Here is a 23,898-nt window from a genome sequence, read left to right on the forward strand (position 1 = left end):
AATCAGCAAAAGCCGTTAGGATAACTCATGGAAATGCCTGCACCGGATGCGAAAATCATGGCCAAGAAAGCCATGTTGGTAAATCGCCTGATGCAGGTGCTGCCAAAGGATGCAGTGATCCACGACGAGTTTGAGACGCGGGCCTATGAATGCGACGCGTTGACAGCCTACAAATGCCCGCCCCTATGCGCGGTGCTGCCGGCGACGACCCAAGAGGTCGCGGATGTCTTGAAGATTTGCCACGAGGAGGAGGTGCCTGTGGTGCCTCGCGGCTCCGGCACATCTTTGGCGGGTGGCGCATTGCCCACCGCCGATTGCGTGATCCTTGGGGTGGCCAAGCTCAACGACGTTTTGGAAACCAACTATGACGACCGCTACATCCGCGTTCAAACCGGTCGCACAAATCTATCTGTGACAGGGGCGGTCGAAGAGCAGGGGTTTTTCTACGCCCCAGACCCGTCCTCGCAGCTGGCTTGCGCAATCGCGGGAAACATCGCGATGAACTCAGGCGGGGCGCATTGCCTGAAATACGGGGTGACGACCAACAACCTGCTTGGCGTAACCATGGTGCAGATGGACGGCACGGTGATCGAAATCGGTGGCGCCCATCTGGACGCCGCGGGCTATGACTATCTGGGTCTCATCTGCGGGTCGGAAGGTCAAATGGGGGTGGTGACCGAAGCCACTTTGCGCATCTTGCGCAAACCCGAAGGGGCGCGGCCGGTTTTGATCGGATTTGACGACAACGAGGTCGCAGGGGCCTGCGTGGCGGATATTATCAAGGCCGGTGTGCTGCCTGTTGCGATTGAGTTCATGGACCGCCCCGTCATTCGCGCCACGGAGGCCTTCGCGCAGGCGGGCTACCCCGATTGCGAGGCCCTGCTGATCGTGGAAGTGGAGGGCGCGCCGCAAGAAATTGATAGCCAACTTGCCAAAATTACCGCCATCGCCCGCAAACATAAACCGGTGGAGCTGCGCGAAAGCACCTCGGCCGAGGAAAGCGCCAAAATCTGGCTGGGCCGAAAGTCGGCCTTCGGGGCGATGGGGCAGATCAACGACTACATGTGTCTGGATGGCACGATCCCTGTCTCGGAGCTGCCTTATGTTTTGAAACGGATAGGCGAGTTGTCCAAGCAATACGGGCTGGATGTGGGCAATGTGTTTCACGCAGGCGACGGCAATATGCATCCGTTGATCCTGTTCAACGCCAATAAAGAGGGCGATCTTGAACTCTGTGAAGCCTTGGGGGCGGACATCCTGCGGCTTTGTGTTGAGGTCGGTGGCTGCCTGACTGGCGAGCACGGGGTGGGGATCGAGAAGCGCGATCTGATGTATGATCAATTCACCCCTGAGGACCTTGAGGCCCAGATGAAGGTCAAGGATGTCTTCGATCCCAAGTGGTTGCTGAACCCCGCCAAAGTCTTCCCGTTGACCGCAACACAGACGCGCCGCGCGCGTCTCAGCAACTAGAAGTTTGATCTGACATGATGACACCCGATAGTGAACACGCGCTGGCCGAAGCGGTTGCTTCTGCGACCTCCCCGATCCGCGTTCAAGGCGGCGGCACACGCCTGATCGAGCAGGTGGACGGCGACGTTCTGTCCACGACCGGCCTGTCTGGCATCACACTCTATGAACCCGGATCGCTGACATTGGTGGCCAAAGCGGGGACTCCGGTCGCGCAAATCGAGGCGGCGCTGGCGGCGGAAAACCAGCGTTTGCCCTTCGAGCCGATGGACCACCGCACGCTGCTGCGCACAACCGGCACGCCGACCATTGGCGGGGTGGTTGCCACCAATGCCTCCGGCCCGCGGCGCATCCAAGCGGGGGCTTGTCGGGACAGCTTGATCGGTGTGCGCTACGTGGATGGTCAAGGGACCATCATCAAAAACGGTGGTCGCGTGATGAAGAACGTAACGGGCTACGATCTGGTGAAACTAATGGCGGGATCCTACGGCACATTGGGGGTGATGTCCGAGGTCAGCTTCAAGGTGCTGCCCGGGGTGGAAACCAGTGCCACGCTGTTGTTGCACAAACTGGATGTTTCGGGCGCGGTAGACGCGCTGTCGAAGGCGCTGGGCTCGCCGTATGAGGTCTCGGGGGCGGCGCAATGTTTGGTGAAGGGAATAACAGCACTGCGTCTTGAGGGGTTTGAAGAATCTGTGTCCTACAGGTTGGCGCAGTTGCGAAACCTGCTGGTTGAATATGGCGATATGGAAGAATTGCATGGCGAGGCCTCCGAGGCATTGTGGCTGGCCAATCGCGACATGAAGCATTTCTCAGGCGTTGAAGGGGATATCTGGCGTATCTCGGTCAAGCCAAGCGACGCCCCTGCGGTGGTGGCCAGCATGCCAACTGCAACCAATGTGTTTCTGGACTGGGGCGGCGGGCTGATCTGGGCCGTCGTTCCCCAAGGCACTGATGTCCGCACGCCTATGGGCCGGATTTCCGGTCACGCGACCTGCCTGCGCGGCTCTGCGCAGACCTTTCCCCCAGAGCCTCCGGTGATGGCGGCCCTCTCGGAGGGGTTGCGCGCGCAATTCGATCCGCGCGGTATATTGAACCAAGGGGTGATGGGGTAAAACGATGCAGACGAATTTCTCCGCCGAACAGCTTCAAGACCCTGCTATGGCACAGTCCGAAAAGGTGCTGCGTGCCTGTGTGCACTGTGGCTTTTGCACCGCAACCTGCCCAACCTATCAAGTGCTGGGGGATGAGTTGGACAGCCCTCGTGGGCGCATCTATCTGATCAAGGATATGTTGGAAAACGCCCGCAAGCCGGACTCCAAAACGGTCAAACATATAGACCGGTGTCTGTCTTGCCTTGCGTGCATGTCTACCTGCCCGTCTGGCGTGCACTACATGCATCTTGTCGATCACGCCCGCGAGTATATCGAAAAGCACTACGATCGCCCCTTCTTTGACCGTGCGTTGCGTTGGATTTTGGCGCGTATCTTGCCGTATCCGAACCGTTTCCGCTTGGCGCTTTTGGGGGCAAAGATGGGTCGCCCTTTTGCGCGTTTTATGCCCGATGCCCGCCTGCGCGCGATGCTGGAAATGGCGCCGAAGACCATTCCGCCCGTGTCGCGCAATGACGATCCGCAAAGCTTCGCGCCCAAGGCCCCGTTGAAGATGCGCGTTGCGCTGATGACAGGCTGCGCGCAAAAGGCGCTGAATACTGACATCAATGATGCCACCATCCGGCTGCTGACGCGATTGGGTTGTGAGGTGGTGGTGGCCAAAGATGCGGGCTGCTGCGGGGCGTTGACCCATCACATGGGGAAATCCTCGGAAAGCCACGCTGCCGCGGCCAAGAACATCCGCGCATGGGATGCGGAGATGCAAGGCCAAGGTCTGGACGCCATCGTGATCAATACTTCTGGTTGCGGCACAACCGTGAAGGACTACGGCCATATGTTCCGCGACACTGACTTGGCGGCGCAGGCTGCTGCCGTTGCAGGGATCGCGATGGATGTCTCCGAAGTTCTGATGAAACTAGAGCTGCCGGAAGCTGCGGATCAAGGCCTGAAGGTCGCCTATCACGCGGCGTGTTCCTTGCAGCATGGCCAGCAGATCAAAACCTACCCTAAGGATCTGCTGAAACGTGCAGGCTTCACCGTGCTGGAGCCCAAGGACCCCCATCTATGCTGCGGCTCCGCAGGAACGTACAACTTGATGCAGCCGGATATTTCCAAACAGTTGAAAGACCGCAAGGTACAAACGCTGGAGGCAAAGGCGCCCGATGTCATCGCCGCAGGCAACATTGGTTGTATGGTGCAAATCGGCTCGGCTACGAAAATTCCGATTGTACATACGGTGGAGCTGTTGGACTGGGCCACCGGTGGACCCCAACCGCCAGCGATGCTTGCACCGGCACATGACGCTCCGCATGAGGCGATCATTCCGCGCCTGCGGTAAGAGACTGCTGCATATTGCCCGCAGTTTAGGAATTGCTCTGGCGGCGATCTGGACATGCGCGCGGAACTTCGGTTCTGTGAGGTTTCGGTTCTCGGGCCCAAAAGGGGCCAGTCATGGCCGCATTTTCGCCCTAACTGTTATCTAGTCAGGGTCAAAACGGGCATATCGGGGCGATTGATGCGATTTTTGGCAACATTGATAACGGCAGTCATGCTGACGACCACTGCGCAGGCAGAGGGCGCATTGCGCACGTTGACGTCACTGGATGCAACCAAAGCATGGCAGGGCGTGGGCCGTATCAATCTTGGGAAATCGGGCTTTTGCACCGGAACTCTCATTGCGCCCGATCTGGTGCTGACGGCGGCCCATTGCTTTTACGACAACAAGGGCGTGCGGACCCGTGACACCGAGATCGAGTTTCTCGCAGGGTGGCAGCATGGGCGCGCATCTGCCTATCGCGGGGTAAAGCGGTCGGTGATCCATCCCGACTATGTCTACAAAGGGCGCGGGAATGTTGACAAAGTGTCCTCTGATCTGGCGTTGATCCAGCTGGATCAACCGATCAAAAACACGGCCATCCGCCCGTTTGAAACGGCCACTCAGGTTGACCGCGGACAAGAGGTTCAGGTGATCTCCTATGCCAAAAACCGTGAGGATGTGCCGTCCATTCAGGACACGTGCAACGTGCTGGCCCGCGATCCCGGGGTTTATGTGACGTCTTGCGATGTCGATTTTGGGTCTTCCGGCGCGCCGATCTTTGCCATTCAAAACGGGGCACCGGTCATCTTGTCGGTGGTGTCCGCCAAAGCCGAATGGCGCAACCAGAAGGTGGCACTGGGGGTCGGATTGGACCAGCGCTTGTCCGTGCTTCTCAGCGAGATTGAATATAACGACGGCGTGTTCCGTCGCGTGGACACTGGCGCGTCGCGGGTGGCGCTGCAAACGGGCATTCAGCCATCCGGTGCGTTGTTCATCAAACCCTAAGCGCGGCCCCTTGAAACCCCGATCGGGCTTTCCCACATCAATATTACCGGATGCCCAAACGGGGTTCGGTAAACGCAAATGGGCCTGTCCATATGGAAGGCTCGCACACGCAAACATTGCTTATTGATAAGGATGCACCAAATGCGCGCATATGATTTTTCCCCCCTTCACCGTGCCACTGTCGGTTTTGATCGGGTCGCTGACCTGATGGACAGGGTTCTGACGTCCGAGGTCCAAACCTCCACATATCCGCCCTATAACATCGAAAGAACGGATGAGGATGCGTACCGGATTTCCGTTGCTGTCGCGGGGTTCTCCGAGGCTGATCTAACCGTCGAGCAGCGCGAAAACGCATTGATCGTTTCGGCCAAGAAGGCGGATGAGGCAGAGGTCAAAACCTACCTGCACCGCGGTATCGCCACCCGCGCCTTTGAAAAACGCTTCCATCTGGCCGACCACGTCCGTGTGACCTCTGCGAATAATGCCGATGGGATGCTGCATATCGATCTGGTGCGCGAGGTGCCCGAGGCATTGAAGCCGCGCCAAATCCAGATTGGCAAAAAGCCGAATGCCAAGGTCTTGGAAGCCTAACCCAGTTGAGCTAATGCGCCAGCGGCCCTCGTTTTGAATGCGGGGGCCGTTTTCGGGTGTTGTTTAGGGAAGGGGCGTCAAAACCACTGCCCCGGTTCCATCAGGCCCAATTCCAAAAGCTGATTGGAGTGCCAGTCGAACTTGGCCGAGCTTTTCCACCAGAAATGCGGGATTTCATACATTGATCCGGGGTTGGACACCAAAGCCTTCGCGGTGCGGAACGAACAGATCGCACCAGAGATGTTGTGATGCCAAGGGCAGGCGTAGGTGTTGTACTCTTGCACGTTGAACGTGTGGTCTCCGCGCAGTTCCAACCCTTTGTCGGCCATGAACAGGCCGACGCGGTCAATCCTGCGGCGTGTCCACGGGATATGTTCCTCAAAACGCCAGCGCAGCCCGCCGAAAAAGTCCAGCTGCCGGTCCAGCGCTTCCCCGTCCTCGGTGAACCGTGCCAAGGCGTAATAGCCGGATTTGTCCAGATAGGCCTGCTCCATCGAGACGGCGTTGGGATGCTTGCCCAGATCGTTGGAGTATAAATCGACCACATAGGTCATCACCGAATAGCGGCGCTCTTCCATGTTAAACGCGATGAGTTCGCGGATGTTGCGGGTCTCGCAGAAGGGGAAGTAGATGTATTCGGCGTTGAAGCAATAGTGCATCCAGACACCTGGGAATAGTTTGATCACTTCGCTGGTGATGGCGGCAAATGCGTCCTGCTCGTGAATGTTGGTGTCAATCAGGTGCAAGTCATCTTGGTCTTCGGGCAGAATATGCGCAGCCCCAAAGATCAAAACTTCGCGGAACCCCGTCTTTCGGACATGTGCAATTGTGCTTTGCACCTCGGTGTCATCCTCGATGAACACCAATGCAAACGGCCCTTTGGGGGAAAGCTGTGTCTGGGCGACGCCCAAAAAGTCGCTAAGAGAGCTGTGCCGCATGCCTGCCGTTCTTTCTTTTCTGCTGTTCCCTAAACTCTGTCATCCGGCGGTGAATTGCAAGATCGCACGGGCTGGGGTATGCCCCGCCTGAACCCTTGTTACACCGGTGCATCATGTCCAACACGAAGAAGCTCTTTATCAAGACCTATGGTTGTCAGATGAATGTCTATGACAGCGAACGCATGGCGGAGTCTTTGGGCGCAGACGGCTATGAGACCACGGATGTGATCGAAGACGCGGATATGATCCTGCTCAATACCTGCCACATACGTGAAAAGGCGGCTGAGAAGCTCTATTCCGATCTGGGCCGCATGAAGCCGTTGAAGGTGGAAAAACCCGACCTGAAAATCGGTGTGGCGGGCTGTGTTGCACAGGCCGAGGGCGGCGAAATCATGCGCCGTCAGCCCATGGTTGATCTGGTGGTTGGGCCGCAAACCTATCACCGGTTGCCGACGATGATGGAAAAGGTGAACCAAGGCGAAACTGCGTTGGATACTGATTTTCCAGAAGAAGATAAGTTTGAGCATCTGCCAAAGCGGGTGAACAAAGCCCGTCCGGCGGCATTTTTAACCGTGCAAGAAGGCTGCGACAAGTTTTGTGCCTTCTGCGTGGTGCCCTATACGCGCGGCGCCGAGGTGTCGCGCCCACCTGAGCGTTTGATCGCAGAGGCCAAAAATTTGGTGGCACGCGGTGTGCGTGAAATCACCCTGCTGGGCCAGAATGTGAACGCTTATCACGGCGAGGGCGAAGACGGCACTTGGGGCTTGGCGCGCCTGATCTGGGCCCTGAATGACATCGAAGGTTTGAAGCGCATTCGCTTTACCACCTCGCACCCCAACGACATGGAAGATGCATTGATCGAGGCGCATGGCACCTGCGAGAAATTGATGCCCTATCTGCATCTGCCGGTGCAATCGGGGTCGGATAAAATCCTGAAGGCGATGAACCGGAAACATACGGCCGCCAGCTACATCGAATTGATCGATCGCATTCGCGCCGCGCGCCCAGATTTGCTGTTGTCGGGTGATTTTATTGTCGGCTTCCCTGGCGAGACCGAGGAGGATTTTCAGGCAACCATGGATTTGGTCCGCAAGGTGAATTACGGGCAGGCCTATTCGTTCAAATATTCGGCCCGTCCCGGCACGCCAGCCGCAGAGAAAGAAGCCGTGTCAGACGAGATTTCCTCCGAGCGGCTGCAGCGCCTGCAAGCCCTGCTGACCGAGCAACAATACGCGGCCCAGCGAAGCATGGTCGGGCGGGAAGTGAATGTTTTGTTCGAGAAAAAGGGCCGTCAGGCAGGGCAGCTTATTGGCAAGTCGGACTACCTGCATGCGGTACATTGCGAAGCCCCGGAAGAGATGATCGGAACGGTTCAGCGGGTGAAGATTACGGTTAATATGACCAATTCGCTGACGGGTGTCTTAGCCTAAGTCGCGTTTTTCCGGCCAAATCTTGGGTCAATCAGTGCCATTTAGGACTCAATGTTGCCGATTCGGCAACTATATGTGGTAAAAAACTCTTTAAACTACACATAAATTTGCTAGGATATCCCAAATCTTGATGGATATGTCGAAGTCCAATCAAAATACCGATTTTATGCTTAACGATAACCACGCAAAAGGACGAGGGCAGTGCAGTTTAATCTTAAAAAATCCCTGCAGACCGCGATCAAAGGCTGTGCCATCTTGGCATCTGCTCTGACGCTGTCGACAGTAGGCGCTTCAGCGCAGCAGCAATATGTATACACCGAAGACGGCTTTAGCCAAGGCACCGTCACCAACGGTAAAATCGTCAGCCGGACAACCATTCGCGCCGAACGCTACATTCCAACGATCTGGGTCGATCCGGATGGCTGCGAACACTGGGTGATGGACGACGGTTTCGAAGGCTTCATGACACCGCATGTCACACGCCAAGGCATCCCAGTATGCCGCCGTGGGAACACTTGCGCAGTTATGAATTCGGATCAGCTGTTTGCAACCAATCAAGCGACCATCAACTCCGCGAACAAGCGCCGCTTGCAGCAGTTCTTCCAATCTGCCGGTGCCTCCGCCTACATCATCGACGGTCACACAGATAGCCGCGCCAGCGACAGCTACAATTTGAACCTGTCCAAGCGCCGCGCAAATGCAGTTGCACAAGTTGCACGGTCGGTCGGTGCGCGCATCTCTGCGACACGCGGCTACGGCGAGCGGGTTCCAAAGGCGTCCAACCGGACGGCGCAAGGCATGGCGGCCAACCGTCGTGTTGAAATTCAGTGCATTCGCTAAGGGGACGATGACATGAAATTTGGTAAAGCACTTCTCAGCGTCGCCGCAGTATCCATGCTGAGCGCTTGTTTGAGCGAAAGCAATGGTGGCGATAAAACGCGCGACTACAGCGGTATCTTTGGACGCGGCAAGAAAGACCTCAGCCAGCTTGAAGCCGGCATTTGGGTCGATCCGCGCGGCTGCGACCACTGGATCATCGATGACGGCATCGAGGGCTACCTGTCCGCCCGTTTGGACCGCCAAGGCAAGCCGGTTTGCTCCGGTGCAGCCCCTCCCGGCTACGCGACAGGCAACTACCGTGGGTCTGACGACGTGAGTGACCCGATCTAGGTGCCTCGCATTATATCAATTTATGAAAAAGGCTGCCCTCTTGGGTGGCCTTTTTTCGTATCAATTACGTGAAACATGCGCAGCAGCCCTTGCACGACATTGATTGCTCATGCACCCTTATCGAATAACCCAACTGAGGAGAGCTCATTGACCACAAGTGAATTGACCGTGCCCGCCACGGAGGCCGCCCCGTCTGAAACCCTGCTGGAGTTTCCCGACAATCGGTTGCTGATTGACTTATGTGGAGAGTTCGACCGGAATATAGCCCAAATTGAACAAGTGTTAGGCGTGCAAATCGTGCGCCGTGGCAATCAGCTGGCCGTCATGGGCGAGGCCATGGAGAAAGCCGTCACGGTTCTTGAGGCGCTCTATGTGCGGCTGGAAGGTGGTCGGCCGGTTGAAATGGCGGATATTGAGGCCGAGATTCGCATGGGCCGGTCCGCCGACACTGCCACCGCGCAAGATGGCGATCAGATCGAAATGTTCAAAGGTGGTGCGGTCGAAATCAAGACCCGCAAGAAAACCGTTGAGCCGCGCACTCAGGCGCAAAAGGACTACGTCACCGCGCTGTTCAAAAATGAATTGGCCTTTGGCATTGGCCCTGCGGGAACAGGTAAAACCTATCTGGCTGTGGCCGTCGGCGTGTCGTTGTTCATCACCGGCAAGGTCGACAAGATCATCCTGTCCCGCCCCGCCGTCGAAGCAGGGGAGCGGTTAGGCTTTCTCCCCGGTGACATGAAGGACAAAGTCGATCCCTATATGCAGCCGCTGTATGACGCGCTGAATGACTTTTTGCCGGGGAAACAATCGGCCAAGCTGATCGAAGAGGGCCGCATCGAGATTGCCCCGCTGGCCTTCATGCGGGGCCGTACGTTGTCCAACGCCTTCGTGGTGCTCGACGAGGCGCAAAACGCCACGACGATGCAAATGAAGATGTTCCTGACCCGTTTGGGGCAGGGGTCGCGCATGGTCATTACCGGCGACCGGTCGCAAGTCGATTTGCCGCGCGGGGTTCAGTCGGGCCTGCGTGAAGCAGAGGATTTGATCCAAGGGGTCAAAGGCGTGTCATTCAACTACTTCACCGCCAAAGATGTCGTTCGCCACCCCTTGGTTGCCCGCATCATCGAAGCCTATGAGGCGGCCGAAGCTAAGGGGTAATCTCTTGGCGCAGGCGGGCGTGGTCTATGGCCGTGCCCGTGAATATCGCCCAAGCGTCTATGCCTTGGCCGAAGAACAGCTCGTAGCCCGAGATAACGTCGAGCCCCGCGGCTTTGGCGTCGGTTAGGAACGCGGTTTCTATCGGGGTATATACCGCATCAAACGCCCATGACGCGCCTGCCATCGCCCCCTGCGGCAGGGGTGATCCTCCGACGCCGACCATTCCCAGCGGGGTGCAATTTATCAGCCCGTCCGCGCCTTTTGCGGCTTGCTCGGCATCCGAGGCGATTTCAATCACCACACCGGAGTTCAGCGCCTTTAGGCTTTGCGCGACGGCCATGGCTTTGTCGCTATCCTTGTCGACCAAACGGATCACTTTCGCGCCAAGCTTGACCAGCCCAAAGGCCACGGCCTTGCCCACGCCACCAGCGCCGATCACGCAGACGATGCCTGCCGGTGCCATCTGGCGGGCGCTGCGGTAGGCCCAAATGAAACCCGTGTAGTCGGTGTTGAACCCTTGCGCTGCGGGCGCATCCTGCGCAGAAAAAACCACCGTATTCACGGCGCCAATTGCACGTACCAGCGGATCAGCCACATAGGCTTTTTGCGCCGCGCGCTCTTTGTAGGGATAGGTCACATTGACCCCTCGAAAGCCGGTGTCACGGGCAAAATCAAACACCCCGTCGAAGTCGCGCAACATGTCCTTGGGCACGAGCCGCTCATAGGTGACAGAAACCCCGCTTAACCGTCCGGCCGTCTCATGCAGCTGCGGGGCTTTCGAGGCGGCGATATTGTCGCCAATCAGCCCAAGCTTGAACACCCTACCGTGCCGCGCCGTCACGATACCATGCCACAAGGATGTCGCGGTTTTCTGGGGTCATGGTCTCAATGGCGTTGGGCGGCGGCATGGCGTTGGTCACACCCGCATGCAAGAAGATCGACTTTGCGTGGCGGGCAACGTCGCTTGCGGTCTCCAACACCACGCCCTTGGGTGGCCAATGTATCCCGTCCCAAACCGGTTCGCGCGCATGACACATGGAGCAATTGCCCAGCACAACGTCATAGGCCTCTTCAAACCCGTCGGCGGCTGCGAAGCCTTGCTCATAGGGGGTGAGCGCCCGCGCCTCGGCATCGTCATAGCTGTCGAGCATCGGGTTGGTTGATAGCCACGCAATGATAATCATCAACAACAGCGTTACGCCCCACGTCCAATGCGGGCCCTTGCCAGTCGCATGCATGGTGTTGAAGTAATGCCGGATGGTAACGCCGGTCAGGAAAATCAGGCTGGCAATGATCCAGTTATATTCGGTGGCGAAGGCCAACGGGTAGTGGTTGCTCAGCATCAAGAAGATCACAGGCAATGTCAGATAGTTGTTATGGGTCGAGCGCAGCTTGGCGATTTTGCCATATTTGGGATCGGGCGTGCGCCCGTTTTGTAGATCCGCCACCACGATGCGTTGGTTGGGCATGATGATGAAGAACACATTCGCCGTCATGATCGTGGCGGTAAAGGCCCCCAAGTGGAGCAAGGCGGCGCGGCCGGTGAAAACTTGATCGTAGCCCCATGACATCACCACAAGAATAACGAACAGCAGCAACATCAATGCGGTCGGGGCCTCGCCGAGCTTGGACTTGCACAGGGTGTCGTAACATAGCCAGCCAATGGTCAGCGATCCGGCCGAGATCGCGATGCCTTGCCATAAGGACAGGTCGGCTTTGGTCGGGTCCAGCAAGAATAATTCGCCGCCGACCCAATAGACGATCATCAGCAAGGCCGCCCCCGACAGCCATGTCGAATAGCTTTGCCATTTGTGCCAGATCAGGTGGTCTGGCATTTGCTCTGGCGCAACCATGTACTTTTGGATGTGGTAGAAGCCCCCCCCGTGGACTTGCCATTCCTCGCCGGTGGCCCCTTCGGGCATGTTGGCGGCTTTGCGCAGCCCCAAGTCCAGCGCGATAAAGTAGAAAGAGGCCCCGATCCACGCCATGGCAGTGATCACATGGGTCCAGCGCACCGCAAAGCCAACCCAATCCCACATCACGGCAAAATCATACATGAGGCATCTCCCTTAACGGTGTTTCTGGCACTCTAGGCGTATTTTCACTTTTCTGGTATTAGGGGTAATCCCCTAGCTGTGTCAAAAAAAGCAAAAGAATGTCCTACTTCGATAACATCCGCACATTTGTTCGCGTCTTCGAGTTGGGAAGCATGTCCGCCGCAGGTCGGGATTTGCGCATTTCCCCTGCCGTTACATCGTCGCGGATCGCTTCGCTGGAGGAACATCTTGGCGTCCGCCTGTTCCAGCGCACCACCCGCAATCTAACCGCGACCGAACATGGCAAAACTTTCTACTCTGGGGCCCGTCAGGTGTTGGAAGCCGTTGAAGCCGCCGAAGCCCAAGTCGTCGATATCACCGAGCAACCGCGCGGCTCGTTATATGTGGCGGCCCCCCTGGGGCTGGGGCGGCGTTTGATCGCGCCGCAAGTGCCAGCGTTCTTGGCGCAATATCCGGATGTCAGTTTGCGGCTGCGGCTGACCGACAGAAAGGTGGATCTGACCACCGAGGGCTTGGATCTGGCGTTCTTCTTAGGGCAGCCGGAAGACAGCAATCTGCGGATCAAGAAAATCGCGGATGTGCAGCGTGTCCTATGTGCGGCCCCCGACTACATTGCGGCGCATGGGCATCCCAAATCGGGTGACGAGATCGTAAGCGAGGGGCACGAATGCCTTAACCTGCGCTTTCCCGGTGCGGTCGAGTTTCACTGGCCCTTGATGACAACAGAAGGCCTCAAACGGTACCGCGTGTCGGGGCGTTTTGAATGCGACGACGGCGATATTCTAACCGATTGGGCGCTGTCGGGGCAGGGTATTGCTTTGAAGCCCGCGTTCGAGGTGGCAGATCACCTGACATCCGGCGCATTGGTCGTGGTGGGCGAGGACACCCCACCCGAACCCGTGCAACTGGCCTGCCTGTTCACCCATCGTCGCCACCAAGACCCCAAAACGCGACTGTTCATGGATTTCGCCTCCGAGCAGATCATATCGACAATAACCGCCGCGCGCCCCTAAGGGGGGCGACGCTAGCAGGATCTTAGCTGCCGCGATACGTCGAGTAGCCAAAGGGGCTCAGCAGCAGGGGCACATGGTAATGCTGTGCTTGGGACATGCCGAACCGCAGTGGGATCACATCCAGAAAACGCGGCTCTTCAGGCGGGGTGCCGATCCGGTCGAGATAGGCACCGGCGTGAAAAACCAGCTCATAGGTGCCGGTTTGAAACTCTTCGGTGGGCAGAATATGCGCATCTGTGCGCCCGTCATCATTGGTCACAACCGTTTTCAGATGGGTGCGGTTGTCCCCTTCAATGCGGTGCAGCTCGATGGAAAGCCCGCTTGCAGGGCAGCCACGACCCGTATCAAGGATGTGAGTTGTCAAAAATCCAGCCATGTCGCACTCCGTTAAGCTTTTGTGCAGTGTCTCAACTGCAGGGGCGGAAAGCAAACCCCGATCCCCGAGAGGCAGCTTCGTTTGAAATTTGAAAACCACCCCCATTGACGCGAAACGCCGCTGCTGTAAGTGGGGGGGATGGCACAGATCGAAGTATTAACCGAAGACACGCGTTGGACCGACGCAGGCCTGCCCACGCTGGCCGAGCGCGCCTGCAACGCGGCTTTGGCCGAACTGTCGCTGGAGGCCGACTATGAAATCAGCCTGCTGGCCTGCAGCGACGCGCGGGTGGCGGAGCTGAATACCGAATTTCGCGGCAAGCCGACGCCCACCAATGTTTTGTCATGGCCCTCCGAAGAACGCGCCGCCGCGCTCCCTGGCATGATCCCACAACTTCCCGATGGTGCCCCCCATGAGCTGGAGCTGGGCGATATCGCCATCGCCTTTGAGACCTGCGTGCGCGAAGCCGAGGATGGCGGGACGTCATTTAACGACCATGTGACCCATCTTTTGGTGCATGGAACGCTACATCTGTTGGGATTTGACCACATAAATGATCCAGATGCCGCCTTGATGGAGGGTTTGGAAACCAGAATTCTTGCAAAATTAGGTATTGAGGACCCATATAGGGGGTAAGGCCCGCATTTGGGGCCGAATTATTGGAAAAGGACCGATGGGCGCAGAAATAGAAGGCTCGTCTACCGCAGCGCGAAGCGCGCAGGACATAGACCCTAGCCGGACCGACACCGCGATTGGCGGTGATACGGGACCAGGACTTATATCACGTGTGATCGCCGCCTTTCGTGCGCCCGATCCCATAGACACTCCATCCCCGAGAAATGGATCGATCAAGGCTCCGGCGCTTGGCCTCGGAAACCTGCGGGTGAAACGCGTGGAGGATGTGGCCGTGCCGCGCGCGGAAATCGTGTCAGCCTCGAAAACCATCGGCCTTGATGAATTGGTCGAGGTGTTCCGCGAAAGTGGCCTGACCCGCCTTCCGGTGTTCGAGGAAACTCTGGATACCCCCATTGGGATGATCCACTTGAAAGACGTGGCCCTGCGCCACGGGTTCAATGGCAAGGGCCCCAAGTTTGATCTGGAAACCATGGTGCGACCGGTGCTTTTCGTGCCGCCCTCTATGCCGATTGGCGTTTTGTTGGCCAAGATGCAAACCGAACGCAAACATATGGCATTGGTCATCGACGAATACGGCGGTGTTGACGGCTTGTTGACGATCGAGGACCTGATTGAACAGGTGCTTGGCGAAATCGAAGACGAGCACGACATCGACGAAGCGGACCTGTGGAAACTTGAAAAGCCGGGAAGCTATCTGGCGCAGGCCCGTGCCCCGCTTGAGGAATTCGAAGCCGAGATCGGTCAACGTCTGTCCGACGACGAGATGGACGAAGAAATCGATACCCTCGGCGGATTGGTGTTCATGTTGTCGGGCCGCGTGCCGACACGCGGCGAGGTGGTGGAGCACCCCTCGGGTGCCGAGTTCCAAATCATCGACGCAGACCCTCGCCGTATCAAACGTCTCCGCGTTTTGGTGCCGCTTGATAAAACCGGCTAGCGCTCATGCTCCGGCGGGCCTTCCAAACTGACGCCCGACCAAACCGGCGCATTTTTGCGCTGGCTTTGGGGGCAGGGGCGCTTGGGGCATTGGGACAGGCCCCTTGGTCAATGTGGCCCTTGGCGCTGGTCGGATTTGCCGGATTGATTTGGCTCTACACCATGTCGGCGACCGCCCCCAAGGCTGCTTGGACCGGTTGGGCCGGCGGCTCCGGATATTTCGCGGTTTCCCTGTTTTGGCTTGTTGAGCCGTTTCTGGTCGACATTGCCGCACATGGATGGATGGCCCCCTTCGCGTTGTTCTTCATGGCAGCGGGCTTGGCGCTGTTGTGGGCTACGGCCTTTGGGGTGGCGCGTCGAATAGGCGGGCTTTTGGCGTTGATTGCGCTATGGACGGCGATGGAAATGCTGCGCAATGTGCTGTTCACTGGCTTTCCTTGGGCAACGATCGGCCACATCTGGTCCGACCACCCCGTGATGCAGCTGGCAGCCCTAGGCGGGACACCGGTTTTGACAGCTGTCACTTTGGCAATTGCTGCGGGTGTGAATGCGCGAAACCTTCGGGCGGGAATGTCCATATCCCTTGCGGTACTGGCGGCGAGTTGGGGCTACGGCAGCTATCAGCTGTCCTCTAATGCCACGGAAAACACGGATAAGATCGTGCGTTTGATCCAACCGAATGCTGCGCAGCATTTGAAATGGGATCCGGAGCATGTGGGCAAGTTCTTGCAACGCGCGGTTACCTTGACGGCCAGCCCCGCTGAGACGCAACCCGATCTGATTGTGTGGCCCGAAACCTCGGTGCCATACCCGTTGAACGAGGCCCCGACGGTGCTGGACGCCATCTCGCGGGCAGCTGCGGGGCAGCCGGTGATCGTTGGTGGCAACGATCGGGTGGAAGACGGCTGGCGCAACACTTTGACCCTGTTGGACGCGGACGGGCAACGGGCGCAAACCTACTACAAATACCATCTTGTGCCTTTTGGCGAATACATCCCCTTTGGGGAGGCCTTGGCCCAGTTTGGCATTCGCGGATTGGCAGCTCGTGATGGGGGCGGGTTCTCGAAGGGACCGGGGCCGAAGCTGATCGACCTTCCCGGCATTGGCCCGGCGCTCCCGCTCATCTGCTACGAGCTGATTTTCCCGCAAAGCCTACGCGGATTGCCCCGCCCCAACCTGATTTTGCAAATCACCAATGATGCGTGGTTCGGCAATATTTCCGGACCGTATCAACATCTGGCGCAAGCGCGCATTCGTGCCGTGGAACAGGGCCTGCCCTTGATCAGGGCAGCCAACACCGGCGTGTCTGCGGTGATCGATCCTTGGGGGCGGGTACTGGCGCAAACCAAGTTGAACGAGGCGGCCTATCTGGACGCCAAGCTTCCAAAACCTGCCGCGCCAACTCTTTACAGCAGGCTGCATGACGCCCCCATGCAAGGGGTTTTGCTGCTGTTGCTGATCTGGCGGATCGCCGCACGCCGCCGTGTTTCGATTGACCGCACTGCGCCACACGGGTAGGTCAAGGCCAACTCAAACCGCCACAACGGCTTCCTGACGTGGCGGAGAAACATATTTGGAGCACTTCCCCATGGCACGACAGAACTATCTATTCACCTCGGAGTCCGTATCCGAGGGGCACCCTGATAAGGTGTGTGACCGCATCTCGGACGCTGTATTGGACGCCTTCCTAGCTGAAGAACCCGAAGCCCGCGTCGCCGCAGAGACCTTCGCGACCACCAACCGTGTGGTCATCGGCGGGGAGGTTGGACTGTCTGATCAAGCCAAGCTGAAAGACTACATGGAGCGTATCGACGGTATCACCCGCGACTGCATTCGTGACATCGGCTATGAGCAGGACAAGTTCCACTGGAAAACAGTTGAAGTGACCAACCTGCTGCACGAACAATCCGCCCATATCGCGCAGGGGGTTGATGCCTCCTCGGATAAGGAAGAAGGCGCTGGCGACCAAGGCATTATGTTCGGATATGCCTGCGACGAGACGCCGGAGCTGATGCCCGCACCGATCCATTATGCGCATTCGATCCTGCGTCGCTTGGCCGAAGTGCGCAAGAACGGCACAGAGCCAACACTCGGCCCTGATGCCAAATCGCAGCTGACGGTGCGCTATGTAGACGGCAAACCTGTTGGCGTGTCCTCGGTTGTTTTGTCGACCCAGCATCTGGACGAGAACATGTCGTCCCAAGATGTCCGTGCGGTGGTTGAACCCTACATCACCGAAGTTCTGCCCGAAGGCTGGCTGACGGCGGACACCGAATGGTGGGTAAACCCGACAGGTAAATTCGTCATCGGCGGCCCTGACGGGGACGCGGGCCTGACCGGTCGCAAAATCATTGTCGACACTTATGGCGGGGCTGCACCGCATGGTGGTGGTGCGTTCTCCGGCAAGGATCCAACCAAGGTTGACCGCTCGGCGGCTTATGCGTCGCGCTACTTGGCGAAGAACGTCGTGGCCTCTGGCCTTGCAAAGCGTTGTACCATCCAGTTGAGCTACGCAATCGGGGTGGCCAAGCCCTTGTCGATTTACTGCGATACCCATGGCACAGGCGAAGCGCCGGATGCGGCTATTGAAGCCGCCGTTGCCGGTTTGATGGACCTGACGCCGCAGGGAATTCGCGAACAACTTGGGATGAACCGCCCGATTTATGCGCGTACGGCGGCCTATGGTCACTTCGGGCGCGCGCCTGAGGCCGATGGTGGCTTCTCTTGGGAGCGCACTGATTTGGTCGAGGCGTTGAAAAAAGCGGTCTAATCCGACCTTGAGAACAAGATGTGAGGGGCGCGCCAATGGTGCGCCCTTTCTTGTTAGCTGCCACCCGACCAAAAGTGCCAAGCTAAAGCGATACTTGCGCCAACACATGCGACGGCTGCAACTTTCGCAGCAACGTATAACTTGTCGGGAACGTCCTCGCGCAACACCCTTTGTGCGACGGCATGCTGCGATCCCCCTTTGGCAATGACCCGTTGAAGGGATCTGCCGTACCAGCGCCATAGGTCGGGTTGCAGGCAGGCAAAACCGATGCCTCCCAACAGGGTAAAGGCCACAAGTGTGGCGCGTCGCGCCAAGTCTCGATCCCCGTCAAAAAGACCCAATGTAGCTTCACCGATCACTGCAAGCGCGATCAACATGACGCCGCAAACGATAGCAATAATCCGCATGGAAAACCTTGTTTGAAATACCCGCAGAGGTCACCATAATTTCCGCCCGTTCACAAGGTTCAGAACGTGAGCCCAGTTGCACCTGCTGCGCGTCGCGGCTACACCCCCGCGCATGAGCACATCAGACACAAATTCCGCAACGCCTTGGCGTAACTTTTACGGCCGCCTCAAGGGGCAAAGCCTAAACGCGCGACAAGAACAGGACCTCAAAGAGCTGCTCCCGCAGATCTGCCTTGAGAATGTCAGCCGCGAAGACAATCCCGAACGTAGCCTGCTGGATGTAGAGGCGATCAGGCAGGGCCGTCCTTTGTGGCTCGAAGTCGGTTTTGGCTCTGGCGAGCATATTGTCCATCAAGCCAAGTCGAACCCTGATGTGCTGATCATCGGTTGCGAAATCTACGTCAACGGGGTGGCTTCTTTACTGGGGAAAATCCGTCGCGAAGGGGTGAGCAATATTGTCATTCATCCAGGTGATGCACGCGACTTGCTGGATGTGTTGCCGGACAACAGCCTTGATAAGATGTTCCTGCTCTATCCCGATCCTTGGCCCAAGGCCCGCCATCACCGGCGCCGCTTTGTGACACCAGAGCATCTGGAGCCTTTGGCCAAGAAATTGAAATCCGGTCATGAGTTTCGTGTGGCGACGGATATCGTCGATTATGTGCGCCAAACTTTGGAAGAGGTGCCGCCTGCAGGTTTCACGCTGACGGAAAGCCCTGATGACCTGAGTGTGGCTTGGCCGGATTGGTTTTCCACGCGCTATGAACAAAAAGCCCTGCGCGAGGGGCGCTCGCCACATTACATGACGTTTTTCAAAACCTAGCATTGCGAAAACCGCACAAAGAAGCCGCTGTTTTTGCTACGCAGATTCAAAATCCATTTGCAGTGAATAATTTTCTCTGACCGCGGCATTAATTGTTGCGCCCCAGTGTAATTGAGGTGAATGTCCGCCCATTAACTGGAGACACATGATGAAATTTCTGATTGCTATTTTCGTGGTCTTACTGGGCGCTGGGGCGCTTTGGTGGGGCACGCAAAAGGGGCAGGACGTGGTGCAGGTGTCGAAGTTTGACAAAACGTCTTGGAGTGATGAGGACAAAATCTACGACACGCCACATTTGCGGGTCGCCATGGTCGAAGCCTTGATGAATGATCATCTTTCCAAAGGAATGAGCCGCGCCGCAGTCGAAGATATCATCGGGGCACCAACCGACACCCCCTATTTTGCGGATCATGACATGGTCTACTGGCTTGGGGATGAAAAATCGGGGTTTGGCATCGATTCACTTTGGCTGGTCCTCGATCTTGACGCCAACGGGTTGGTGAATGACATTCAGCTTTTAACCGATTAGCGCGTTACGACTTCTCACCGCCAACACACACACGAATTTTGATTTATCAATTATGGAGACCTAAATGCCCGATATTCCCGTTATCAAAGGTGTGGCCACCGGACTGACGCCTGCCGAGAAAATCTACCTCATTCGCCACCTGAACCAAGTTTCGACCATTCTCGAGATCAAGGAAAAAGCCAGCCTCGCCGCCGCGCGCAAGTTTCCCCGCGCAGGCCAGCACAACGGTAAAGGGGATGCGTTCCGCCACTGCTATGCCTCGGCATTGCTGGCGCGCGATATCGGCGCAAAAGGGGCAAAGGAATTCACCACCGCGCATGAGAACTATTCGGCCAACCCTGCGGGGGAACGTGCGATGGATTTGCACAATAACGCCATCGGTATCCAAATCGGCGCGCGGAAGAAATCCCCAACCGATGCTCAACTTGAAACGGCCTGCATGAATGCCTTGCTCGCGGGCTATCTCGAAACCTCGCCCCCTGCGGTCGGAGACGCCTACTAACGGAACGCCGATAGGTTCTGATGCAAGACGAAGCCGCGACATATCGCGGCTTCTTCGCGTTTCCCCAAAGGGCAATGGACGTGGCCCCTTTGCAAAGGTATCACACCAATGAGTTTGCCCATCAGAAAGCACATCGTCATGACCGCCAAAACCCGCATCGTTATCTCCAGTGATCACGCCGACATAGAGCTGCGCAAAGCCATTGCCGCTCATGTGAAAGGCCTTGGCTACGAGGTCGAAGATATTGGCCCGATGACCTCCGAGAGCACCCATTACCCCAAGCACGGCGAAGCCGCGGCACAGCGTGTGGCCTCGGGGGATTGCGACTTGGGCATCCTGCTGTGCGGCACGGGGCAGGGCATCATGATGGCGGCCAACAAGGTGAAAGGCATCCGCTGCGGCGTCTGCTCTGACACGTTCTCCGCCCGCATGATCCGCGAGCACAACAACGCCAACATGCTATCCATGGGCGCACGCGTGCTTGGCGATGCGCTGGCGCTGGACGTCGTCGACGCCTTCCTAAGCGCCGAGTTCGAAGGCGGCCGCCACGCGACCCGCGTGGATATGATCACTGCGATTGAGGGGTAGGCTCAGACCTGCCTCCTCGTCCTTATTGCTGAGATCTATTTGTGCAGCTTTTGCTAGCAATTCTTTTGGTGAGAATTGCTAGCAATAGGTATTTCTTGCTTTTGTTGCCTCGCCAATGGCAAGGTCGCGTCAAGCTATTTTTTTGAATTTTGTTTGTATGGGCCCGCGCGAAAACAGGGCTGGGTGAAGATAGTATGGCAAAGAATATTTTAATTTTCTCCGATGGAACTGGACAAATCGGAGGGCTTAAACCGGATCAAAGATTGTCCAATATTTATAAAATGTACCGTGCTATGCGGCCGGGGCCATCGTCCCCGATCAAGCCGGATGAACAGGTCTGTTTTTATGACCCAGGCCTTGGTGCAGGGGAAATGGGGGGCATGACATTCTCACGCATCCGGAATGTTCTATCAGCAGCGGTGGGCACGGGGATCGATGAGAACGTGATCGATTGTTATGAAAAGATCATCTCATATTATGAACCTGGGGATCGCATTTTATTGTTTGGCTTCTCGCGCGGGGCTTACACTGTGCGGGCTGTTGCGAATGTCATGAATCTATGTGGCATCCCAACTGAGATGCCCGACGGAACCTCGGTCCCAAGGCATGGGGACCGTTTGCGTAAAATCGCGAGCGACGCCGTGAATTATGTCTACAACCATGGGAATGGTTACTCACGAGGAAAGCAACCTTTCTACGAACGGCGTGAGGAGTTGGGCCGTAGGTTTCGCCAAAAGTATTCCAGTTACGTGCCTGATGCTGAAGAGGACGTCCAGGGGAATGTTCAGCCGACATTTATTGGCGTGTTCGATACCGTCGCCGCATTGGGAAATGCCCTCGTCGGTGGCTTGGCCGCTTTTGCTTTCGTGGCGCTTTTAACGTTGGTCGCGGTCCTTGCATATAACTCCTACCATTGGCTGCTTTGGGCGCCGTTGGTAGGTTTGTCCGGTATAGTTTTGTATTGGTATGGCAAGTTGAGGTGGTCCCAGTTTAAGTTTTTCTCACCGGATCCGAATAGGCGTCTAAAGGTGGAAAACGTAAAAGACTGGCCTAATATTTGGAAGTATGGGCACCGCGCGGTTTGGAACCGTACCAATTACGACAAGTGGTTGGATTCAGATGTTGGTTTTGCGCGTCATGCTTTGGCTATTGATGAAAACCGGAAAGATTTTCCCCGTGTTAAATGGGGGATGCATGCTGAACAAAAGAAGACGCTGGGGCGTAACCCAGAGTGGTTGAAACAAATTTGGTTTGCGGGCTGTCATAGCGACATTGGCGGCAGTTATCCGGAGCCAGAGTCTCGCCTTAGTGATATAACGCTGGACTGGATGATGTCCGAGCTAAAGGAATGCGTGCCGGAGGTTCTTGTAAACACGGATCAGCTTGTAACCTCGCCAGATGCAGGTGGGATGCAGCACGAAGAAACGCATATGTTCAATTTCTGTGGCATAAAGCTTCGCTGGCGAGAGCAGCCTCGAATGGTCAACCCAGACTTTCCGCTTCATCCCTCTGTGCATGCGAGATTAGAAAAGGACAGCGTGTCGCATCTAGGAGAAATGAAGCCTTACCGGCCACCGCAACTGCGTGATCATCTCGAAGCCCATAAGTATTATGACTGATCTGGTGTGATGAGAGCGGTTCGCAGCCACAAACGGCGATGGACCCTCGCGCTTCCCTAGGCTATCACGTCTGGGCTTTTGACTGACGAGAAAGAACTGCCCTATGTCCGGCCACGGTGACCCAATCCCAATGACCTCTCGCGCTGGTGGCGCTTTATCTGGTGAGGCGCATGTGCCGGGGGATAAGTCTATCTCGCACCGCTCGCTGATTTTTGGGGCGATGGCCGTCGGCGAGACCAAGGTTTCGGGCCTTTTGGAAGGGCAAGATGTCCTCGACACCGGCCGCGCAATGCAGGCCTTTGGGGCCGAAGTGATCAACCACGGTGGTGGCAATTGGTCGGTCCACGGCGTGGGCGTGGGCGGCTTTGCCGAGCCGGACCAAGTGATTGATTGCGGCAACTCCGGCACCGGCGTGCGGCTGATCATGGGGGCGATGGCCACATCGCCGATTACCGCGACATTCACCGGTGATGCCTCCCTGAATGGCCGCCCGATGGGGCGGATCACCGACCCGCTGGCGCTATTTGGCACCCAAAGCTACGGCCGCAAGAACGGGCGGTTGCCGATGACGCTGATAGGCGCACAAGATGCGGCACCTGTACGCTACACAGTGCCTATGCCCTCGGCTCAGGTGAAATCTGCCGTGCTTTTGGCTGGGTTGAATGCGTCAGGTGAAACCGTGGTGATCGAGAAAGAAGCCACACGCGACCACTCCGAACGCATGCTGAAAGGCTTTGGTGCAAACCTGACCGTCGACGACACCAGCGAGGGCCGCGTGATCACCCTGCAAGGCCAGCCAGAGCTGACGCCGCAAACCATCACCGTGCCGCGCGACCCGTCCTCGGCCGCTTTCCCCGTTTGCGCGGGCATCGTGGCGCCGGGATCAGACGTGTTGGTGCCGGGTATCGGGCTGAACCCAACCCGCGCGGGCCTGTTCACCACGCTGCAGGACATGGGCGCTGACCTGACATTCGAGAACATGCGTGAAGAGGGCGGCGAGCCGGTGGCAGACCTGCGGGCCAAGTTCTCGGACAACATGCAAGGCATCGAGGTGCCGCCAGAGCGCGCGGCCTCGATGATCGACGAATACCCTGTGCTGTCCGTTGTGGCCGCCTTTGCCACCGGAAAAACCGTCATGCGCGGCGTCAAAGAGCTGCGCGTGAAGGAAAGCGACCGCATTGACGCCATGGCCCGTGGGCTTGAGGCCTGCGGCGTGACTATTGAAGAAGACGAAGATACCTTTACCGTACACGGTATGGGCGTCGGCGGCGTTCCGGGCGGCGGCACATGTGCCACGCATCTGGACCACCGCATTGCAATGTCGTTTATGGTGTTGGGGCTGGGCACTCAAAAGCCGGTTCATATTGACGATGGAGGGCCGATTGCGACGTCCTTCCCGATTTTTGAAGGTTTGATGCGCGATTTGGGCGCAACTATTACAAGGGACTAAGGA

At 57.3% G+C, this 23,898-nt stretch carries 25 protein-coding genes and 1 riboswitch; of the genes, 20 read left to right on the top strand and 5 right to left on the bottom strand.

What is annotated here, in order from left to right; translation table 11 throughout:
* The first annotated feature begins 27 nt into the window (after positions 1 to 27).
* The 5 genes from Q0746_RS11390 to Q0746_RS11410 all read left to right on the top strand — a co-directional run bounded on the left by Q0746_RS11390 (position 28) and on the right by Q0746_RS11410 (position 5,493).
* On the top strand, positions 28 to 1,470 hold the full coding sequence (locus Q0746_RS11390) for an FAD-linked oxidase C-terminal domain-containing protein (protein WP_298260338.1): 1,443 nt from the start codon (positions 28 to 30) through the stop codon (positions 1,468 to 1,470).
* 17 nt (positions 1,471 to 1,487) lie between these two features.
* The gene (locus tag Q0746_RS11395; protein ID WP_298261252.1) at positions 1,488 to 2,582 is read left to right on the top strand and encodes an FAD-binding protein; all 1,095 of its coding nucleotides are present in this window, start codon (positions 1,488 to 1,490) and stop codon (positions 2,580 to 2,582) included.
* A 4-nt stretch (positions 2,583 to 2,586) separates the two neighbouring features.
* Positions 2,587 to 3,918 carry a glycolate oxidase subunit GlcF gene (glcF, locus tag Q0746_RS11400; protein WP_298260340.1) on the top strand — a complete coding sequence of 444 codons (1,332 nt, stop codon included), beginning with the start codon at positions 2,587 to 2,589 and terminating at the stop codon, positions 3,916 to 3,918.
* A gap of 177 nt (positions 3,919 to 4,095) precedes the next feature.
* Entirely contained in the window at positions 4,096 to 4,902 is an 807-nt protein-coding gene (locus Q0746_RS11405; RefSeq protein ID WP_298260342.1) for a trypsin-like serine protease, read from the top strand.
* A 141-nt stretch (positions 4,903 to 5,043) separates the two neighbouring features.
* Positions 5,044 to 5,493: an Hsp20 family protein gene (locus Q0746_RS11410; RefSeq protein ID WP_298260344.1), complete on the top strand. Its 450-nt coding sequence runs from the start codon at positions 5,044 to 5,046 to the stop codon at positions 5,491 to 5,493.
* Between the two features lie 77 nt (positions 5,494 to 5,570).
* Here Q0746_RS11410 and Q0746_RS11415 read toward each other — a convergent pair whose 3' ends face one another.
* The gene (locus tag Q0746_RS11415; protein ID WP_298260346.1) at positions 5,571 to 6,431 is read right to left on the bottom strand and encodes a hypothetical protein; all 861 of its coding nucleotides are present in this window, start codon (positions 6,429 to 6,431) and stop codon (positions 5,571 to 5,573) included.
* A gap of 113 nt (positions 6,432 to 6,544) precedes the next feature.
* On the opposite strand from Q0746_RS11415, the gene miaB reads away from it, so the two are divergent.
* The 4 genes from miaB to Q0746_RS11435 all read left to right on the top strand — a co-directional run bounded on the left by miaB (position 6,545) and on the right by Q0746_RS11435 (position 10,189).
* Complete coding sequence (gene miaB / locus Q0746_RS11420; protein ID WP_298260348.1) at positions 6,545 to 7,861, top strand: tRNA (N6-isopentenyl adenosine(37)-C2)-methylthiotransferase MiaB; 1,317 nt, start codon at positions 6,545 to 6,547, stop codon at positions 7,859 to 7,861.
* 357 nt (positions 7,862 to 8,218) lie between these two features.
* The gene (locus Q0746_RS11425) at positions 8,219 to 8,701 is read left to right on the top strand and encodes an OmpA family protein (RefSeq protein ID WP_298261253.1); all 483 of its coding nucleotides are present in this window, start codon (positions 8,219 to 8,221) and stop codon (positions 8,699 to 8,701) included.
* A 12-nt stretch (positions 8,702 to 8,713) separates the two neighbouring features.
* Positions 8,714 to 9,031 (top strand): hypothetical protein, encoded by a 318-nt coding sequence (locus Q0746_RS11430; RefSeq protein ID WP_298260350.1) that lies wholly within the window; start codon positions 8,714 to 8,716, stop codon positions 9,029 to 9,031.
* 147 nt (positions 9,032 to 9,178) lie between these two features.
* The gene (locus Q0746_RS11435; protein WP_298260352.1) at positions 9,179 to 10,189 is read left to right on the top strand and encodes a PhoH family protein; all 1,011 of its coding nucleotides are present in this window, start codon (positions 9,179 to 9,181) and stop codon (positions 10,187 to 10,189) included.
* Here the strand turns inward: Q0746_RS11435 and Q0746_RS11440 are convergent.
* Together Q0746_RS11440 and Q0746_RS11445 are read right to left on the bottom strand one after the other, a co-directional pair.
* A complete protein-coding gene (locus Q0746_RS11440; RefSeq protein WP_298260354.1) occupies positions 10,179 to 11,045 on the bottom strand; it encodes a shikimate dehydrogenase in 867 nt (288 codons plus the stop codon). The two genes, Q0746_RS11435 and Q0746_RS11440, sit on opposite strands and share 11 nt — an antisense overlap.
* A complete protein-coding gene (locus Q0746_RS11445) occupies positions 11,011 to 12,246 on the bottom strand; it encodes a urate hydroxylase PuuD (protein WP_298260355.1) in 1,236 nt (411 codons plus the stop codon). Before Q0746_RS11445 ends, Q0746_RS11440 begins: the two co-directional genes overlap by 35 nt.
* 98 nt (positions 12,247 to 12,344) lie before the next feature.
* On the opposite strand from Q0746_RS11445, the gene Q0746_RS11450 reads away from it, so the two are divergent.
* Complete coding sequence (locus Q0746_RS11450; protein ID WP_298260357.1) at positions 12,345 to 13,259, top strand: LysR family transcriptional regulator; 915 nt, start codon at positions 12,345 to 12,347, stop codon at positions 13,257 to 13,259.
* A gap of 22 nt (positions 13,260 to 13,281) precedes the next feature.
* On the opposite strand, the gene uraH is transcribed toward Q0746_RS11450, so the two are convergent.
* A complete protein-coding gene (uraH, locus tag Q0746_RS11455) occupies positions 13,282 to 13,635 on the bottom strand; it encodes a hydroxyisourate hydrolase (RefSeq protein ID WP_298260359.1) in 354 nt (117 codons plus the stop codon).
* A 138-nt stretch (positions 13,636 to 13,773) separates the two neighbouring features.
* Between uraH and ybeY the strand changes: the two genes are divergently transcribed.
* From ybeY to metK, 4 genes are all read left to right on the top strand, one after another.
* Positions 13,774 to 14,271, top strand: a complete 498-nt coding sequence (ybeY, locus tag Q0746_RS11460) for an rRNA maturation RNase YbeY (RefSeq protein ID WP_298260361.1) — start codon at positions 13,774 to 13,776, stop codon at positions 14,269 to 14,271.
* A 37-nt stretch (positions 14,272 to 14,308) separates the two neighbouring features.
* Positions 14,309 to 15,208 carry a hemolysin family protein gene (locus tag Q0746_RS11465; RefSeq protein ID WP_298260363.1) on the top strand — a complete coding sequence of 300 codons (900 nt, stop codon included), beginning with the start codon at positions 14,309 to 14,311 and terminating at the stop codon, positions 15,206 to 15,208.
* Between the two features lie 5 nt (positions 15,209 to 15,213).
* Positions 15,214 to 16,725, top strand: a complete 1,512-nt coding sequence (gene lnt, locus Q0746_RS11470; RefSeq protein ID WP_298260365.1) for an apolipoprotein N-acyltransferase — start codon at positions 15,214 to 15,216, stop codon at positions 16,723 to 16,725.
* A 14-nt stretch (positions 16,726 to 16,739) separates the two neighbouring features.
* A riboswitch (SAM-SAH riboswitch) is annotated at positions 16,740 to 16,788 on the top strand.
* Between the two features lie 7 nt (positions 16,789 to 16,795).
* The gene (gene metK, locus Q0746_RS11475) at positions 16,796 to 17,977 is read left to right on the top strand and encodes a methionine adenosyltransferase (protein ID WP_298260367.1); all 1,182 of its coding nucleotides are present in this window, start codon (positions 16,796 to 16,798) and stop codon (positions 17,975 to 17,977) included.
* Positions 17,978 to 18,030: 53 nt separating this feature from the next.
* Here the strand turns inward: metK and Q0746_RS11480 are convergent, their stop codons facing one another.
* Entirely contained in the window at positions 18,031 to 18,384 is a 354-nt protein-coding gene (locus Q0746_RS11480) for a hypothetical protein (RefSeq protein WP_298260369.1), read from the bottom strand.
* Between the two features lie 112 nt (positions 18,385 to 18,496).
* Here Q0746_RS11480 and trmB point away from each other — a divergent pair, with 112 nt between their 5' ends.
* The 6 genes from trmB to aroA all read left to right on the top strand — a co-directional run bounded on the left by trmB (position 18,497) and on the right by aroA (position 23,895).
* Positions 18,497 to 19,207, top strand: a complete 711-nt coding sequence (trmB, locus tag Q0746_RS11485; protein WP_298260371.1) for a tRNA (guanosine(46)-N7)-methyltransferase TrmB — start codon at positions 18,497 to 18,499, stop codon at positions 19,205 to 19,207.
* Positions 19,208 to 19,355: 148 nt separating this feature from the next.
* Positions 19,356 to 19,736, top strand: a complete 381-nt coding sequence (locus tag Q0746_RS11490) for a hypothetical protein (protein ID WP_298260373.1) — start codon at positions 19,356 to 19,358, stop codon at positions 19,734 to 19,736.
* 64 nt (positions 19,737 to 19,800) lie between these two features.
* Positions 19,801 to 20,238 (top strand): hypothetical protein, encoded by a 438-nt coding sequence (locus Q0746_RS11495; protein WP_298260374.1) that lies wholly within the window; start codon positions 19,801 to 19,803, stop codon positions 20,236 to 20,238.
* Between the two features lie 138 nt (positions 20,239 to 20,376).
* Entirely contained in the window at positions 20,377 to 20,826 is a 450-nt protein-coding gene (gene rpiB, locus Q0746_RS11500; RefSeq protein WP_298261255.1) for a ribose 5-phosphate isomerase B, read from the top strand.
* A 194-nt stretch (positions 20,827 to 21,020) separates the two neighbouring features.
* Positions 21,021 to 22,445 carry a DUF2235 domain-containing protein gene (locus Q0746_RS11505; RefSeq protein ID WP_298260376.1) on the top strand — a complete coding sequence of 475 codons (1,425 nt, stop codon included), beginning with the start codon at positions 21,021 to 21,023 and terminating at the stop codon, positions 22,443 to 22,445.
* Positions 22,446 to 22,548: 103 nt separating this feature from the next.
* Positions 22,549 to 23,895 carry a 3-phosphoshikimate 1-carboxyvinyltransferase gene (gene aroA, locus Q0746_RS11510; RefSeq protein WP_298260378.1) on the top strand — a complete coding sequence of 449 codons (1,347 nt, stop codon included), beginning with the start codon at positions 22,549 to 22,551 and terminating at the stop codon, positions 23,893 to 23,895.
* Positions 23,896 to 23,898 lie beyond the last annotated feature (3 nt).

It is taken from the genome of uncultured Litoreibacter sp., from assembly GCF_947487515.1.
Lineage (GTDB): Bacteria > Pseudomonadota > Alphaproteobacteria > Rhodobacterales > Rhodobacteraceae > Litoreibacter.